The organism is Planotetraspora kaengkrachanensis, from assembly GCF_016862895.1.
In the GTDB taxonomy this organism is placed as follows: domain Bacteria; phylum Actinomycetota; class Actinomycetes; order Streptosporangiales; family Streptosporangiaceae; genus Planotetraspora; species Planotetraspora kaengkrachanensis.
On the sequence record NZ_BONV01000046.1, the window covers coordinates 43,905 to 59,147 of the forward strand.

The 15,243-nt window shown below is 69.2% G+C and carries 14 protein-coding genes; 4 read left to right on the plus strand and 10 right to left on the minus strand.

Annotated elements, in window-relative coordinates:
- Positions 1 to 60: 60 nt before the first annotated feature.
- The 7 genes from Pka01_RS35155 to efeU form a co-directional block, all read right to left on the minus strand.
- Positions 61 to 681 carry a hypothetical protein gene (locus Pka01_RS35155; RefSeq protein ID WP_203887296.1) on the minus strand — a complete coding sequence of 207 codons (621 nt, stop codon included), beginning with the start codon at positions 679 to 681 and terminating at the stop codon, positions 61 to 63.
- Positions 668 to 2,254, minus strand: coding sequence for a VWA domain-containing protein (locus Pka01_RS35160; RefSeq protein ID WP_203887297.1), 1,587 nt, complete (start codon positions 2,252 to 2,254; stop codon positions 668 to 670). Before Pka01_RS35160 ends, Pka01_RS35155 begins: the two co-directional genes overlap by 14 nt.
- The gene (locus tag Pka01_RS35165; RefSeq protein WP_239115886.1) at positions 2,251 to 3,417 is read right to left on the minus strand and encodes a toxic anion resistance protein; all 1,167 of its coding nucleotides are present in this window, start codon (positions 3,415 to 3,417) and stop codon (positions 2,251 to 2,253) included. Before Pka01_RS35165 ends, Pka01_RS35160 begins: the two co-directional genes overlap by 4 nt.
- A gap of 24 nt (positions 3,418 to 3,441) precedes the next feature.
- A complete protein-coding gene (locus Pka01_RS35170; RefSeq protein WP_203887298.1) occupies positions 3,442 to 4,557 on the minus strand; it encodes a hypothetical protein in 1,116 nt (371 codons plus the stop codon).
- A gap of 157 nt (positions 4,558 to 4,714) precedes the next feature.
- Positions 4,715 to 5,971 carry an iron uptake transporter deferrochelatase/peroxidase subunit gene (gene efeB, locus Pka01_RS35175; protein WP_239115888.1) on the minus strand — a complete coding sequence of 419 codons (1,257 nt, stop codon included), beginning with the start codon at positions 5,969 to 5,971 and terminating at the stop codon, positions 4,715 to 4,717.
- Entirely contained in the window at positions 5,968 to 7,107 is a 1,140-nt protein-coding gene (efeO, locus tag Pka01_RS35180) for an iron uptake system protein EfeO (RefSeq protein WP_203887300.1), read from the minus strand. The genes efeB and efeO overlap by 4 nt, the downstream gene beginning before the upstream one ends.
- 29 nt (positions 7,108 to 7,136) lie before the next feature.
- On the minus strand, positions 7,137 to 7,988 hold the full coding sequence (gene efeU, locus Pka01_RS35185; protein ID WP_203887301.1) for an iron uptake transporter permease EfeU: 852 nt from the start codon (positions 7,986 to 7,988) through the stop codon (positions 7,137 to 7,139).
- 216 nt (positions 7,989 to 8,204) lie between these two features.
- Here efeU and Pka01_RS35190 point away from each other — a divergent pair, with 216 nt between their 5' ends.
- Positions 8,205 to 9,176, plus strand: coding sequence for a hypothetical protein (locus tag Pka01_RS35190; protein ID WP_203887302.1), 972 nt, complete (start codon positions 8,205 to 8,207; stop codon positions 9,174 to 9,176).
- Positions 9,177 to 9,263: 87 nt separating this feature from the next.
- Here Pka01_RS35190 and Pka01_RS35195 read toward each other — a convergent pair whose 3' ends face one another.
- The gene (locus tag Pka01_RS35195; RefSeq protein ID WP_203887303.1) at positions 9,264 to 9,539 is read right to left on the minus strand and encodes a TFIIB-type zinc ribbon-containing protein; all 276 of its coding nucleotides are present in this window, start codon (positions 9,537 to 9,539) and stop codon (positions 9,264 to 9,266) included.
- A gap of 2 nt (positions 9,540 to 9,541) precedes the next feature.
- A complete protein-coding gene (locus Pka01_RS35200; RefSeq protein WP_203887304.1) occupies positions 9,542 to 10,657 on the minus strand; it encodes a phosphotransferase family protein in 1,116 nt (371 codons plus the stop codon).
- 60 nt (positions 10,658 to 10,717) lie between these two features.
- Here Pka01_RS35200 and Pka01_RS35205 point away from each other — a divergent pair, with 60 nt between their 5' ends.
- Positions 10,718 to 11,614, plus strand: a complete 897-nt coding sequence (locus Pka01_RS35205; protein WP_203887305.1) for a TIGR03619 family F420-dependent LLM class oxidoreductase — start codon at positions 10,718 to 10,720, stop codon at positions 11,612 to 11,614.
- 70 nt (positions 11,615 to 11,684) lie between these two features.
- Here the strand turns inward: Pka01_RS35205 and Pka01_RS35210 are convergent, their stop codons facing one another.
- On the minus strand, positions 11,685 to 12,704 hold the full coding sequence (locus Pka01_RS35210; RefSeq protein ID WP_239115889.1) for an LLM class flavin-dependent oxidoreductase: 1,020 nt from the start codon (positions 12,702 to 12,704) through the stop codon (positions 11,685 to 11,687).
- A 302-nt stretch (positions 12,705 to 13,006) separates the two neighbouring features.
- Here Pka01_RS35210 and Pka01_RS35215 point away from each other — a divergent pair, with 302 nt between their 5' ends.
- Both Pka01_RS35215 and Pka01_RS35220 read left to right on the plus strand, forming a co-directional pair.
- Entirely contained in the window at positions 13,007 to 13,786 is a 780-nt protein-coding gene (locus tag Pka01_RS35215; RefSeq protein WP_203887307.1) for an HAD-IIA family hydrolase, read from the plus strand.
- A gap of 112 nt (positions 13,787 to 13,898) precedes the next feature.
- Positions 13,899 to 14,531: a hypothetical protein gene (locus Pka01_RS35220; protein WP_239115891.1), complete on the plus strand. Its 633-nt coding sequence runs from the start codon at positions 13,899 to 13,901 to the stop codon at positions 14,529 to 14,531.
- Positions 14,532 to 15,243: the final 712 nt, after the last annotated feature.

Genomic DNA, 15,243 nt, shown 5'->3' on the forward strand with positions numbered 1-15,243 from the left:
GCACGAGCGCGCGGGCATCCGGAGATCGGCCGGCGGATCAAGTGAATCGATCAGAGCCGGTCAGAGGTCGAGCTGGGAGCCGCCGAACCGGTCCCGCAGGAACCTGCCCTGGTCCCTGAGCGCCTGCTCGTCGCCCTTGTAGACGGCGTCGGCGATGGTGGCGAGCCCCTTCTCCAGCAGATCGAGCTGGGAGATCAGCTCCTCGTGCGCGCTGCGCTCGCGCTCGCCCCGGCGCGTCAGGGCGTACGACCTCGGCAGGTTGGCGTAGGCCTCCAGGCTCGTCGGGAGATAGTCGCGGATCGCCTGTGACACCACGTGGAGCTGGTCGGGGGAGGAGGTGAGCGCCTCGGCCCTGGCCAGGATGTCCCGCAGGATCCCCGCCAGCCCTCCGACCCTGGCCACGACGTCCTCGGGGAACCGGGCGGCCGACACCTTGGACACGAGCACGTCCAGGTCGGCTCTGAGCTGCCTCGTCTCGACCTCCGCGTGCGAGATCGTCAGCCGCACCCGGTCGGGCGGAGCAAGGAGCGCGCCGACCCCGTACAGCCCGCCGACGACGATGGGCCACAGGGAGCCGGCCAGGCCGACGAAGTGCAGCACGAGGCCGCCGATGGCCAGTGCCGAGCCGACGATGTTCTTCGTCGACCCGAGATAGGCGAGGACCCGGTCACTGGTAGCCACGGATCTCCTTGAACGCCGAGGAGAGGGAGCCCTCCCGGGCGTCGAAGGTGGCACCGCCGGTGAGGGCCGCCACCTTGCCCATCTCCTCCACGTCGCTGTCGCCGAACAGGACCACGAAGGTCCGGACGTTCCGCGGCGTCGTGCCGTAGTACGCGGCGAAGTCCTCGTAGGACGAGCCGTCGGTGTTCTCGCCGTCGGTCATCAGCACGACCGAGGTGAAGTCGCCGTCGCTCGGCTGCAGCGTCACCATGTCGTAGGCGGTCCGGAGGCTGTCGTAGATCGCGGTGCCGCCCTCGGCGGCCAGGCTGTCGCCGTACGACCTGATCTGGCTCAGGACCGCGTCGGGATCACTCTCCGGCACCGTGAACGTCCGCGGCACGCCGGGGCGGGCGTTGAACGGCAGCAACGTGACGGTCTCCCGATCGCGGAACCGGGAGAACTGGCCGGACGCGGAGGTGTCCGCACCGGTCAGCGTGCTGAGGGCCTGCTTGAGCGCGGCGATCCTGTCACCGCCCATCGAGCCGGAGGTGTCCAGGACGAACAACGTCCGCGAGGGACGGCGCACCTGGTTGAGATACGCGCTGATCAGTTCGTCGGCGGCGCTGCGCCGGTTGGGGAAGGGCAGCTCCACGAGCTGCGCCGAGCCGAACCTCTGGTCGGGCCGCACCTCGGGCACGATCGGCCGCCGGAAGGTGGTCGTCATGATCTTGCGCTGGACGTCCGGCGTGCGCAGCCAGGTCGCGAGCTTGCCGTACAGGTCCTTCCTGGTGGAGGAGGCGAGGAGCGTGAGCGGATAGTCGGCGGTCACCACCCCGTCGCTCGGATAGATGATCGTGAGCGGCTCCTTGACCCTGCCCTCCAGGCCGAGCAGCACCGACTCGTAGTTGATCAGCCCGTCGACGGACTCCTGCTTCGCGTACGCGTCGGCCAGCCAGCCCGACGAGCCCGCGGTCAGGGTCTGGGCGGAGAAGAACTCCTTGAGCTTCGGCGTCGCGGCCGCGATCTGCGCCCGGTCCAGCGCCTCACCGGCGTCGGACAGGGCGGCGGTCACCCCGACCAGGGCGGAGAAGCCCGAGTTGGACGACGCGGGATTGGTCATGCCGAAGGTGAACTTCTTCTCCCTGGCGGCGGTCGCGATGTCCGCCCAGGTGACCTGCTTGGTGTCCCAGCCGAGGGCGTGGGCCTTGCTCTGCTTCAGCCCCAGCAGGACGGGAGAGACCATGACCTTGGTCTGCGTCGACAGCCGGGCGGGCGCCCCGTCGATCAGCGAGAGGTAGCGGTTGGAGGAGAACCAGGTGGCGTCGTAGTGGCCGTCCGCGCCGCCGCTCGCCACCTGCTCGGCGCCGTCGAGGGTGCCGGTGTAGGTCAGGCTGACCCGGACGCCGACCGCCCCCGCGGCCTCCTTCAGCAGCGGTTCGAGGTCCTTGACCTCGCTGCCGGCGAGCACACGCAGGACGTCGGGGCCGTCCTGCTTGGCCGGGTCCTGCTCGTCGCCCGAGCAGGCCGCCGTCGCGGACGCGAGGAGCAGCGCGAGCGCGGCGGCGGCGATCCGCCTGCCCGTCAACAGACTCATGCGCCGATCGCCTCGTCGCCGCGGCGCGCGCGCTCGAGGTAGGTCTTCGCGTGGTCGAGTTCGACGGTCAGGCTGTCGACCGTCACGGCCATGTTCTCGACGGCCTTCGCCTTGAACGAGTCGATCATGTCCATGGTCGAGTAGATGTTGTCGAACGCCTTGCGCAGCGCGTCCATGTCCACCGTGGTGGAGGCCGCCTGCGTCTGGATCTGGCCCGCCTGGGTGCGCAGCATCTCGCTGGTCGCGAGGATCAGGTCCGACGTCGTGGCGTTGAGCGCCGAGATCTGGTCGAGCACGAGCTTCTGGTTGGCGAGCGCCTGGGCCACCGTGACGGCCGTACGCAACGCCGAGATCGTCGTGGTGGTGGCGCGGTCCACGCCCTTGATGAGCTCGAGGTTGTTCTTGCGGATCAGGTCGAGCGCGAGGTAGCCCTGCGCGGAGACGGCGAGCTGGGTCAGCAGGTCCTGGTGCTTCTGCCGCACACCGAACAGGGCGTCGGAGCGCAGCGCCGTCGCCTTCTCCTGGTCGGTCAGCTCGATCTCGTTGATCTTCTGTTCCAGCGCGGAGTCGAGCGCCGCCGCGAGCACCGCGTACTCCTGCAGCTTGGTCATCGACTCCCAGAGGTTCGCCTTCTCGCCCTCGATGGCGGCGTTGTCCTTGAGCAGCTCGTCCTGGCCCGACTTCAGGGCCCGGATGATGTCGTCTATGTGCTTCTGCGCGCTCTGGTACTTGGCGAAGTAGTCACGCAACCTGTCGCCGAAGGGGATGAGGCCGAGCAGCCGTCTGGTCCCGCTGGTGGCCTGCTTGGGGTCGAGGTCCACAATCGTGCGGCGCAGCGCGACGAGCTGGTTGGCCACCTGGACCTGGCCGTCGGCGCCCTCGCCCTTCGCCGAGGCCAGCGCGGCCACCGGCCGCTTCAGCATGCGGTTGGCGACCTGCGAGGACGCTCTGATCTCGGAGTCGCCCATCGAGGAGATGTCGTGCACCTTCTTGGTGAACTCCGGCGACCGCGGGTCGATCGCGGCGAGCTCGTCGGCGAAGCCCGCCGCCTTCTGTGCCAGCTCGGTGCCGCGCTCGGCCGGCAGCGGCAGCATCGTGGCAGCCTTCTCAGCCGGCACCGCCGCCACGGGAGCGGGCGGAGTCAGCACCAGGTCGTTGGACACTGTTCGGTTCTCCTTTGGGGTGGTTCACGAGGAGGGCTTGCCGCCGGCCAGGTAGCGCTGCTCGATGGTGGAGATCAGCCGCTCCAGGTGGTCGTAGGTGGGCGGCTCGACCACGTCGACGAGGCTCGCGGGGATCGCGGCCTTGGACGAGGCCACCAGGTCGGCGAAGACCTTCGGGTCCGCGGTGCGGAAGCCGTACCGTGTCTCCAGCCGGGCCAGTTCCTGGTCCTCCTGAAGCAGCCTGCCGACCTCGGCGGCCTGGTCGTTGAACGGCACGAGCGTGTGCTTGCTGAGCACGGTCGGGGACGGATAGAGCAGCCGCATGTCCGGCCGGATGGCCCCGTCGCCGGCGAACAGGTGGGAGGCGTACTGCGCCTCGTAGATCACGACCATCGGCGTCTTGCCCACGCCCATCGCGAGGTAGTCCTCGAACGGGGCCTCGCTCGACGACTCCGAGTATCCCTGGTCGAGGAACAGCGGGGAGATCGTCTGCGCGACCTTCGCGGTCTGCGCCGAGGAGTTCACGACGTCGTCGCCGTTCGCGACGTAGCTGGTGATGGCCAGGTACATGGCCGCGGAGTTGGACGTCCGCACGTCGGTGGTGGTGAGCAGGACGCGCTTGCGCGCAGGGTAGGCCGTGTTCCCGGGCAGGGCATCCCATCGAGTGCCTTTGGCAACCAGATCCAGATATTTCTGCACATCTAGCACCTGGTAGCCGGAGCCGGAATCGCTGACCACGCCCGCCTTCGTCAGCACGTCCACGATCGGCTCGAAGGTGGCTATCGCCATCGGCGAATAGAAGGGCGAAAAGGTGCGTGAGGCCTTGCGATCCTGCTTGATCTTCTCCGCCGCGGGAACGCTGGACGGGAAGGCGAAGTCGTATTTCCCGAGGTCGACAGAGGTGGCGATCTGCCTCGATCCGGCCGCGTCCACCTCGACGCGCAGGCCGTGTTTCGCGAAGGCGGCCTTGACCTGCGGATCGTCGAAGAAAGGCTTCTTTTCCGACCCGATGACGCCACGAACAGTGGCGAGATCCTTCGTGCCGCCCCCGCCTTCGTCGCCCCCGCCGCCCAGGACGAGGGCCACCACGACGGCCCCGCCGAGGAGCAGCGCCAACCCGACGCCGACCCATCGTTTCATTCGTGTTCCTTCGTGCACTCCCGTAGGCCGATCGGCCCGCAACCCGAATTATGCAGCAACGAATAAGTCGTTGTGCGATCTCGGGGTTAAACGGAAATTAGTGGTGCACGAAGAGAAAGAGGCCGTCAGAAGAATTCAGTCGCCGTTAACTGAATTTTCATGTGAATAGCGCGCGGCCCCAGAAATCGCCCCCGTCCGTCACGCCGGGCGGGCACGCGAACAGGCCGGTGGAGACGTGCTGGATGTATTCGTTCAGCGAGTCCTTGCCGGCGAGTTCCATTTGGATGGGGACGAACTGCTTGCGCGGATCACGCTGGTAGGCCATGAAGAACAACCCGGCGTCGAGCCGGCCGAGGCCGTCGGACCCGTCGACGAAGTTGTAGCCGCGCCGCAGCAGGCGGGCGCCGCCGTGGATGGACGGGTGCGCCAGCCGTACGTGCGCGTCGGCCGCGATGACGGGCAGGCCGTCCGGGCCGGTCTTCGCGAAGTCGGGCTGGTCGAACTCGTTCTTTCCGGTGAGCGGGGCGCCCTTGCCCTTGTCCCGGCCGAAGATCGCCTCCTGCTCGCCGAGCGAGGTGCGGTCCCAGGTCTCGATGTGCATGCGGATCTTGCGGGTGACCAGGTAGCTGCCGCCGTCCATCCACGCGGGTCCATCGCCGGGGGCCGACCAGACGTGGTCGGCCAGCATCGAGGTGTCCTCGAGCTTGATGTTCTCCGTCCCGTCCTTGAACCCCATCAGGTTGCGCGGCGTCGCCTGCGCCCGGGAGGTCGAGGACGTACGGCCGAAGCCCAGCTGCGAGTAGCGGACCGACACTCTGCCGAAGCCGATCCTCGCCAGGTTGCGGATCGCGTGCACGGCCACCTGGGGGTCGTGCGCGCATGCCTGCACGCAGATGTCCCCGCCGGAGATGTCGGCCGAGATCTTCTCCCCCGGGAAGGCGGGCAGATCGGCCAGCGCCGCAGGCCGGAGATCGGCCAGCCCGAACCGCTTGTCGAACAGCGACGGGCCGAAGCCGACGGTAAGGGTCAGCCCGGACGCGGGCAGGCCGAGCGCCTCGCCCGTGTCGTCCGGCGGCGCCTCGGGTGACCCGCCGACCGCGCCGAACGTCCCCGCGTCCTTCCCCTGGGTCATCCGCGCGGCCGCGGACGTCCAGTCCTGGAGCAGGTCGACGAGTTCGGCGCGGTCGGAGGTGATCACGTCGAACGCGACGAAGTGAAGCCGGTCCTGGGCGGGCGTGGTGATGCCCGCCTGGTGGGCCCCATAGAACGGGAACGGGTCGGCCGTGGACGCGGCGTGCGCCACCGGCTCGTCGATCAGGGAACGGGTCACCACGGCCCCGGCGCCCGCCGCGGCCACACCCGCGACCCCGGCGGCCCCGAGGCCGAGCAACCCGCGCCGGCTGATCCGGCTCACTGGGCGATCACCGCCGCCACCTTGCTGATCGGCTCGGCCAGCGCGTTGATCGTGTCGGAGAGCTTCTTCAGGTCGTCCTTGGACAGCTCGTTGTGCAGCTTCCATCCGTCGCCCTGGCGGTGCGCCTCCAGAGCGGCCTCCGCCGCGGCGAACTTCTCGTCGAGGGTCTTCACGAGCGCGGGGTCGCGCTCCTCGAGAACCGGCCGCAGCGACTGCACGGCCGCCTGGGAGCCCTGGAGGTTCGCGTCGAAGTCCCACAGGTCGGTGTGCGAGTAGCGGTCCTCCTCACCGGTGATCTTCCCGGTGGCCACCTCGTCGAGGAGCTCCTTCGCGCCGTTGCCGAGCTGCACGGGGGACAGCTCGGCGGCGTTCGCCTTCTGCACGATCGTCGTGACGTCCGCGATCAGCTTGTCGGCCAGCGGGCCGTCCTTGCTGATGTCCTTCTCGACCCACAGGTCCTTCTCGATCCTGTGGTAGCCGGTCCACTCCTGGCCCGCCTCGACGTCGTTCTCCCGGGCGTCGATGGCCGGGTCGAGATCGCCGAACACCTCGGCCACCGGCTCGATGCGCTCCCAGTAGGTCCTGGCGACCGGGAACAGACCCTTGGCCTTGTCGATGTCGCCGGCCTTGACGGCGTCGACGAACTCCTGGGTCTTGGTGAGCAGCGTCTCGGACTGGGTCTTCACGTACCGCTTGTAGCTGGCGGTGGCGTCGGCCAGCGCCGCGTCGTCGGTCAGCGGCTTGTGCTCACCCGTCACCGTGAGCGGGTTGCGGATGCCGTTGCCGATCATCCCCGGCTTGCAGGCGGTCTCGTACGTGCCCGCGGGCAGTTCGACGATGACGTCCCGGGTGAGGCCGGGGACGATGTTCTCCACCTCGCCCATCACGCGGTCGCCCGCGGCGTAGACGTAGAACTCGGTGACCTTGCTGCCGCCGTTGGTGACGGTGAACGTCGACGTGCCGGCGGGAAGCTGGGTCGCGCCGACCTTGCATTCGGTGTCGTTGGCCGCGACGGCGATCTTGTCGGGCTTGGCCGCGCCGGTCGACGCGGCGGTGGGCGTTTCAGCACTGGAGCACGCCGCGGCGAGAAGCCCAAGGGAAGCGATGGCGACTGCGACGGCGGGGGTGGTGCGCATCAGGTACTCCGGAAGATGAGGAACGAATGTCAGGCGGCGGTGACGGGGGGAGTGGGGGACTTCGCCGCGGGGCTGGCCGGTCGCCGACCGGCGGGAAGGAGGAACAGGACGAGGACCGGCACGGCGTAGACGACCCAGGCGACGGTCTCCAGGACCGTGGGCTGAGCGGTGATGTTGAACATGCCGCTGAGCAGCGCGGAATACCACGCGCTCGGGTCGAGGACGCCGCTGATGTCGAAGGCGTGGGTGGCCAGGCCGCCCACCACGCCCGACTCCTGCAGGTCGTGGACGCCGTACTTGAAGATGCCGGCGGCCACGAGGATCAGCAGGAGCCCGGTCCACGTGAAGAACTTGGTGAGGTTGATCCGCAGCGCGCTGCGGTAGATGCCCCAGCCGAGCGCGACGGCCGTCAGCAGCCCGAGGCTGATGCCGATCAGGGGGGTCGCGGTGGTCGTCGCACCCTGAACCGCGGCGAACCACAGCAGCGTGGTCTCCAGGCCCTCACGCGCGACGGTGAGGAAGGCCATGACGACGACCGCGCCCGCGCCGAGCTTGAGCGCCTCGCTCAGCTTCTCGCGGAGCTCGCCGGACATCCGGCGGGCGGCCGTCCGCATCCAGAAGACCATGAAGGTCACGAACACCGTGGCGGCCAGGGACGTCACGGCGTCGAAGAACTCGTGTTGCTGCGAGTTCAGATGCGCGGCGGTGTAGGTGAGCAGCGCGCCGAACCCCACGGAGAGCGCCACGGCCGCGCCGACGCCCGCCCACACGAGGGGAAGTCTGTCGCGACGGTCGCTCTTGACCAGAAAGGCGACCAGAATGGAGACCACCAGCGTGGCCTCCAGGCCTTCTCGGAGGCCGATCAGGTAACTCGCGAACACTTTCGCCCTCCGAGGATGGGGGTTAGCCTCACCTAAATTAGGTCAGGGTTACCTTACTCGCAAGGGGCGGCCGTCGATGTGACAGGGGGGTCCACTGTCACTCCTGGGTCACCTGGGACTGTCCGCCGGGGCAGCGGAACGATCAGCCCGGGAGGTGTCCGTATCGACACTTCCCATTCATTGACACACCCTGACCGATCCGGAAAAAGTGGTGTGGTGATCACCTCTCGCCTCACCGTCGCGTCCCTGGCCGCGATGCTCGCTCTGACGGCGTGCACCGGCAACGACGGCTCCGGCTCCCTGACGGAGGCGGGCTCCTCCTCCCAGGCCTCGCAGCAGTCCGAGGCGTCGCAGCCCCCCGCGCAGACCGCTCCCGCGGGGATGACCCCCGAGGCGTACCAGGCCGATCTGGACACCGCGGGCAAGCCCGTCGGAGCGGCCCTGTCCGCCATCGCGAAAGCCCGGACCTTCAAGTCGCTCGACCAGCGGCTCCAGCAGGCGCAGGACGCCGTCGACGGTGCCGTTGACCGGCTCGGCGACCTCCAGGCGCCCGCTGAGACGGTCGCGGAGCACGCCGGCTACGTCGAGGCGCTGCGCAGTATGGACGACGAGTTGGTCACGCTGCACGACGCGATCAGCGACCAGTCCCTGTGCACCTCAAGTGCCGTGCTGGCCCGGCTCGGCCGATCGGACGAGTTCACCGGTCTCAAGGAGGCGGGCGCGGCCCTCGCGGACAAGGGCGACTACGGCAGCGCCGCGATCGGGCTCAAGCCGCCCAAGGAGCGCAGCCGCCGCCTCAGCTCCGGGACCGTGCTGACCTCACGGATCCGCGGCGGCCGCGGAAGCCTCACGGTCAAGAACGGGGGCTCGCAGGACGGCGTCGTCACCCTGCTCAAGGGCAAGCAGAAAGCCGTCAGCGTCTACGTGCGGAAGAAGTCGTCGGCCAAGGTCTCCAACATCAAGGACGGCAGCTACCGCGTCTACTTCACCACCGGGGTCGACTACGACCGCACGGCGCGCGCGTTCACCCGGAACTGCACCTTCCAGCGGTTCGACGACTCGTTGCCGTTCCGCACGACGTACACGGCCACGCAGATCCGCTGGAGCGTCTGGACGATCACCCTCAACCGGGTCAAGGGTGGTAACGCGCGCTCCAGCGCCGTGAACCCGGACGACTTCCCGACCTGATGGGGGTCCCCGCACACGGGGTGCGGGGCAGGACGTGAAAAGGCCGCGGTCGCCAGGACCGCGGCCTTTCTCATGAAGTCCGGGGGCTCAGCTGGAGAAGAGCATTCCCACCCAGCTGCGGTTGCGGTGACCGTGGTGACCGTAGTGCCCGCCGTGCCCGCCGTGCGGGGCTCCCCAGGCGGGTCCGCCGTGGGCGGGAGGCGGGGGCGCGTACTGCTGCTGCGCCCACTGGGTCTCCATCCGGGTCAGCGACTCCAGCTCGCCGTAGTCGAGGAAGATCCCCTTGCAGTTGTCGCACTGGTCGATGTGGATCCCGTTACGGTCGAACGTCCGCATGTGGCCCCGGCACTTGGGACACTCCATTACTAACCCTCTCCCTGTCGTCTGTCGCCGGCCGCCGCGACGATCCTCCCGCAGGAGGACACCAGCGCCGCGGCCACGTCGTCGAGTGCGCTTCCCGCTCTCATGGCCGTGACCGTGGCCGTCGCGGCCAGTTGGACGGTCAACGCCCGAGCCGGCAGGTCGAGTTCCCGCCAGGGATCGTCGGCTGACACGGCGGTTCCCCCCGCACCGGCATATGCGGACAAAAAGGTGTGCCACGACTCGGGATCGAGCAGCCCGGCTGCGAACCATGCCGCGGGACGCGCGAGGTCCCACGCGGGATCGCCCACGCCCAGGTCGTCCGGGTCGATGAGCAGCCACGCGCCCTCATGGCGTACGAGTTGGCCGAGATGCCAGTCGCCGTGCGTCAGGGCGACTCGGCTCCCGTGCGACGGCGCGGTACGCCGATCGACGGCGTGGCGTTCGCGGTGTTCGGCGGTGGGGTGTTCGGCGGTGGGGTGTTCGACGCCGGGGTGTTCGGTGGCGGGGTGTTCGGTGGCACGGTGTTCGGTGGCGGGGTGTTCGGTGGCGCGGACGTCGGCAGAGGGACGGCCGTCGGAGTGGCGGTCGGCGGTGCGCAGGTCGGCGGCGTGCAGCGGTTCGGCGAGAGTCCGGTACGCCTCCCGGATCTGGCGGGTCTCCGGCGAGTCGCCGACCTGGCCGAGCTCGGCCATGGCCCGGACCAGTCGTCCGGGACCGCCCGCCGGTGGCATCCCGCTGGGCGGAGGACTCGCGTGCAGGCGTGCCAGCAACCGCGCCCCCGACTCCCATGCGTCCTGCGGCATCGTGCCGTCGGCGAGGTCGTCGGGGGAGAGGGCCTCGCCCGCCGGCCAGATCGTGACGAGCCGCCCGCCCGCGTGTTCGGCGCGTTCGGCCGGGCCGAGGGGGGCGAGCATCACTCCCGGCAGCCCGTGGGCGGCGTCCAGGCGGCGGCGCAGATCCCGCTCGGAGGTGCCGGGCGGGTAGGCCTTGACGACCACGTCGCCGACCCGCACGACCAGCACGCGGGTGTCCTTCAACACCGTCACGGGGCCGTTGCCTGGCGCGAGCCGTACGAGTTCGTCAACGAGGGTCGCCGAAGCGGCGTCTTCCCTCAACATGGTCAGCGGACGGGGGCGGGGAGATGCTGATCCTTCACCGCTCTAGCCTAGGGTGCCGATATGAAGATTGGCTTTGCCGCTCCGGTCTCTGGTTCGTGGGCCACGCCGGACAACATGAAGCGGATAGCGGCCCAGGCCGAAGACCTCGGCTACAGCGGGCTGTGGACCTTCCAGCGGTTGCTGCACCCGGCGGAGAACCCGATGGCGCCGGCCTACCGCAGCGTGCAGGACCCCACCGTCGTCCTGTCGTTCCTGGCGGGGATCACCGAGCGGATCCGCCTGGGCGTCGCCATCATGAACCTGCCCTTCTACTCTCCGGCGCTGCTGGCCAAGCAGCTCGCCACCCTGCAGATCGTGTCCGGCGGCAGGCTGGACGCGGGCTTCGGGCTCGGCTGGCTCCCCGAGGAGTTCGTCGCCTCCGGCGTCTCGATCGAGCGCCGCGGCAAGCGGGGAGAGGAGGCGATCGAACTGATCCGGAGGTTGTGGACCGAGGACCTGGTCCAGCACGAGGGCGAGTTCTACGAGATGCCCCCGGCCAACCAGGACCCCAAGCCGTCCACGCTGCCGGCGATCCTGCTGGGCGGAACCGCTCCGGTGGCCCTCAGGCGGGTGGGACGGCTGGCGGAGGGCTGGATCAGCTCCAGCCGCGCCGACCTTTCGAAGATCGACGAGCAGATCTCGATCGTGAAGGAGTCCGCCCAGGAGGCCGGGCGGGACCCGGAAGCTCTGCGGTTCATCGTCCGCGGGGTCACCAAGCCCGGCAAGGAGGCCGGGGGACCGCTGGCCGGGCCGTACGCCAAGATTCGCGAGGACATCGAGACGCTCGCGGCCAAGGGAGTGACCGAGGTGTTCCACGACCTCAACTTCAACCCCGAGTTCGGCAACCCCCTCGCCGACCCCGTGGAGGCGATGCGCCGGGCCGAGGAGGCGCTGGAAGAGCTCGCCCCCTCGTCCTGAAGGACGTTCCCACGTCGTGACGGGCGTCCCTGTCCTCGACAGGGGCGCCCGTTCCCGTCAGGTCAGGGCCTCACGCCAGGCCGTACGCCTTGGCGATGAGCTCGTAGGACCGCCGGCGCACCGCGGCGCTGTGGACCATGGTCGTGATCATGAGTTCGTGGGCGCCGGTGCGCTTGCGCAGCTCCTCCAGACCGCTCCGGACCGTCTCCGGACTGCCGTACACCGTGGTGGACAGGCGGTCGCGGACGAACTCGGCCTCCAGCGGCGAGTACGCGTACTCCTGCGCGGCCTCCGGCGTCGGGAACCGGCCAGGGCGGCCGGACCGCAGGCGCAGGAACGACAGCGCGCTCGGCATGACCTGGCGCAGAGCCTCCTCGTCGGTGTCGGCCGCGACGGCGGCGACCCCGATCAGGCAGTACGGCTCGTCGAGCACCTCGGACGGCTGGAAGGTCGACCGGTAGAGGTCCAGCGCAGGCTCGGTGTTGGCGGCGCTGAAATGGTGCGCGAAGGCGAACGGCAGGCCGAGCAGGCCGGCGAGTTGCGCGCTGAAGCCGCTCGAGCCGAGGAGCCAGATCGGCGGACGGGTGGGCCCGGAGGGCACCGCCTGGATCTTCGCGTACGGGTGCCCGTCGGGGAAGGAGCCGTCGAGGAAGCCGGTGAGCTCCGCCAGCGCGCGGGGGAAGTCGTCCGGATCCACCTCGGCCGATCGGCGCAGGGCGTTGGCGGTCGCCATGTCGGTGCCGGGCGCACGGCCGAGTCCGAGATCGATGCGCTCGGGGTGCAGCGCGTGCAGCGTTCCGAACTGCTCGGCGACGACCAGTGGCGCGTGGTTGGGCAACATGACGCCGCCGGACCCGATGCGGATCGTACGGGTCGCCGCCGCGAGGTGAGCGATGACGACGGCCGGAGACGAACTGGCGATGCCGGGCATGCCGTGGTGCTCGGCGACCCAGATCCGGTGATAACCCCACTCCTCGGCGCTGCGCGCCAGCTCCGTGGCGTCGGCGAGCGACTCCGACGGGGAGCTTCCCTCACTTACGGTCGCCAGCTCCAGAATCGACAGCGGAACCTCAGCCGACCCACGCGGCACACCACGGATGTTGTCCTTGCCCATGGAGGGGGCAACCGGCCGCCGGCTCCGGATATTTCGTCTTGGGAGCTTGTTTCGCTGGTTCCGTCTACGTTTCTGATGTCGCCTACGGATTTTGCGGTGCTTCCGGTGCTTCCGGTGCGTCTGGGGCGTCTGGGGCTTCCGGTGCTTCCGCTGCTTCGGGAGCGAGGTCGGCGGCACCCTGCTCGCCGGCTTCGCCTGTCGCCCGGAAGAGGCGGACTCCTGGACCCAGGCGGATCTCCGGTTATGCCCGAGTCACGCCGAACTGACATGCTGGGCACATGAGCGAGCGAAAGCCGATCGAGTCCTGGCTGTCCGACATGGACGGCGTTCTGGTCCACGAGGGCCAGCCCGTGCCGGGCGCCGACGAGTTCATCAAGCGTCTGCGCGAGTCGGGGAAGCGGTTCCTCGTCCTGACGAACAACTCGATCTACACACCCAGGGACCTGTCCGTACGGCTGCGCGCGGCGGGGCTCGAGGTGCCGCCGGAGGCGATCTGGACCTCGGCGCTCGCGACCGCGAAGTTCCTGGCCGCTCAGCGGCCCGAAGGCTCCGCCTACGTGATCGGCGAGGCGGGCCTCACCACGGCGTTGCACGAGGTGGGCTACGTGCTGACCGACCTCGATCCCGACTACGTCGTGCTCGGCGAGACGCGGACGTACAGTTTCACCGCGATCACCCGGGCCATCCGGCTGATCGACAACGGCGCCCGGTTCATCGCGACCAACCCCGACGCCGTCGGGCCGTCGAACGAGGGCTCGCTGCCCGCCTGCGGCGCCGTGGCCGCCATGATCACCAAGGCCACCGGGGTCGAGCCGTACTTCGTGGGCAAGCCCAACCCGATGATGATGCGCAGCGCGCTCAACCAGATCGACGCGCACAGCGAGACCACGGCCATGATCGGCGACCGGATGGACACCGACGTGGTCTGCGGCATCGAGGCCGGCCTGCACACGTTCCTCGTCCTCACCGGGGTGACCCAGAAGGACCAGATCGACCGGTACCCGTTCCGGCCGTCCAACGTGGTCAACTCGGTGGCGGACCTCATCGACCTGGTCTGAACCCTGATGATCGCCGCGTATCGGGGGTGGCCTGCATCGGCGGGGCCATGAGGTCGGGGCGTCTACCGATAACTGTCAGGACCTGGCAGGTACGTATGTGACGCTGGGCCGTATGAATCGCGTGTACCTCGAGCTCGGGCCCAAGAAGGTCTTCGCCTGCTCGGTCGACTGGCCGGGGTGGTGCAGGATCGGCAGGTCCGAGGAGGCGGCCGTCGAGAACCTGATGCACTACGTCGGGCGATACCGCGTCATCGCGACCCGGGCCGGCCTGAACTTCGACCCCGGTGACCCCGTGGTGGTCGATCGGGTCGCGGGCGACTCGACCACTGATTTCGGCGCACCCTCCGCCTCGCCCGGCTTGGACCTCGATCGGGTGCCCGAGGACGAGGCCGCTCGGGCCGTGGCGTTGATCCAGGCCGCCTGGTCCGTGTTCGCGGAGGTCTCCGCGGACTCTCCCGAGGAGTTGCGCAAGGGCCCGCGAGGAGGCGGCCGCGATCGCGACAAGATGGTCTCCCACGTGATCGAGGCCGAGCGGGCGTACGCCAGGAAGATCGGTGTGCGGCACAAGCCCCTGAAGGACGACGCGGCCCTCGCCGCCATGCGGAAGGAGATCTCCGACGTACTCGGCCGTCCGTGGGAGGGAGGGCTGGTGATCGAGCGAGGCTGGTCGGCTCGGTACGCGGCCCGCCGCATCGCCTGGCATGTCATCGACCACATCTGGGAGATGGAGGATCGGGCGACGTGAAGGGCGGAAGCGTCTCGGGTGCTCCTGCCTTGGGTCGGGGCCTCCCGGGCGTCGGGTTCTATGAGAGCGGCTTGGGCCGGTGCTCCGCGAGGCTCGGGCCCTAGCCCGATTTCGGACCGTCGCGCGTCACTCGTGACGTGGCCGTCCCGTCCGCTCCGTACACTCCGGCGATGCTCTGGGAAGCGGAGAGTCGACGATCGGCATGATGGCCGCGCGGCACCAGTTCGACGGGCTCACCGAGCGGGCGCAGAATCCCACGGCGGCGGTGTGGTGCACGGTCCCGTCGACACCCATGGAACACCGGGACCTTCGCGCGTGACCGATTCGAACGGATGCACCGTCATATACACGGTCCGACGCGCGGCACGAGCTCGACGAACGTTTCAGCGCGATGATGCGGGCTCCTGAGGTCGAAGTTTGAGTGCGCGATGAGCTGGCACCCAGGCGGGGCGCGTGCTCGCACGGTATGCGCCCAGGGCCCGCGAGGCGGATGCATACCTGGGAAGGCGTTGCACCCATGCGGCACGCACCAGCCGGTGCGCGCTCAGTCGGCATTCACGCGGCGTGGGTTCATGTTCTTCGGGGTTGGTCGGGTGGGTTCGGGGTGGTGTTCGTTTGTCGTCCTGCCGCGTGGTCGGGTTTGGGGGTGGGGGTGCTGCGGCGGTAGCGGCGGCCGGTGTAGGCGTAGGCCCAGCGGTCTTTGCCGTCGCGA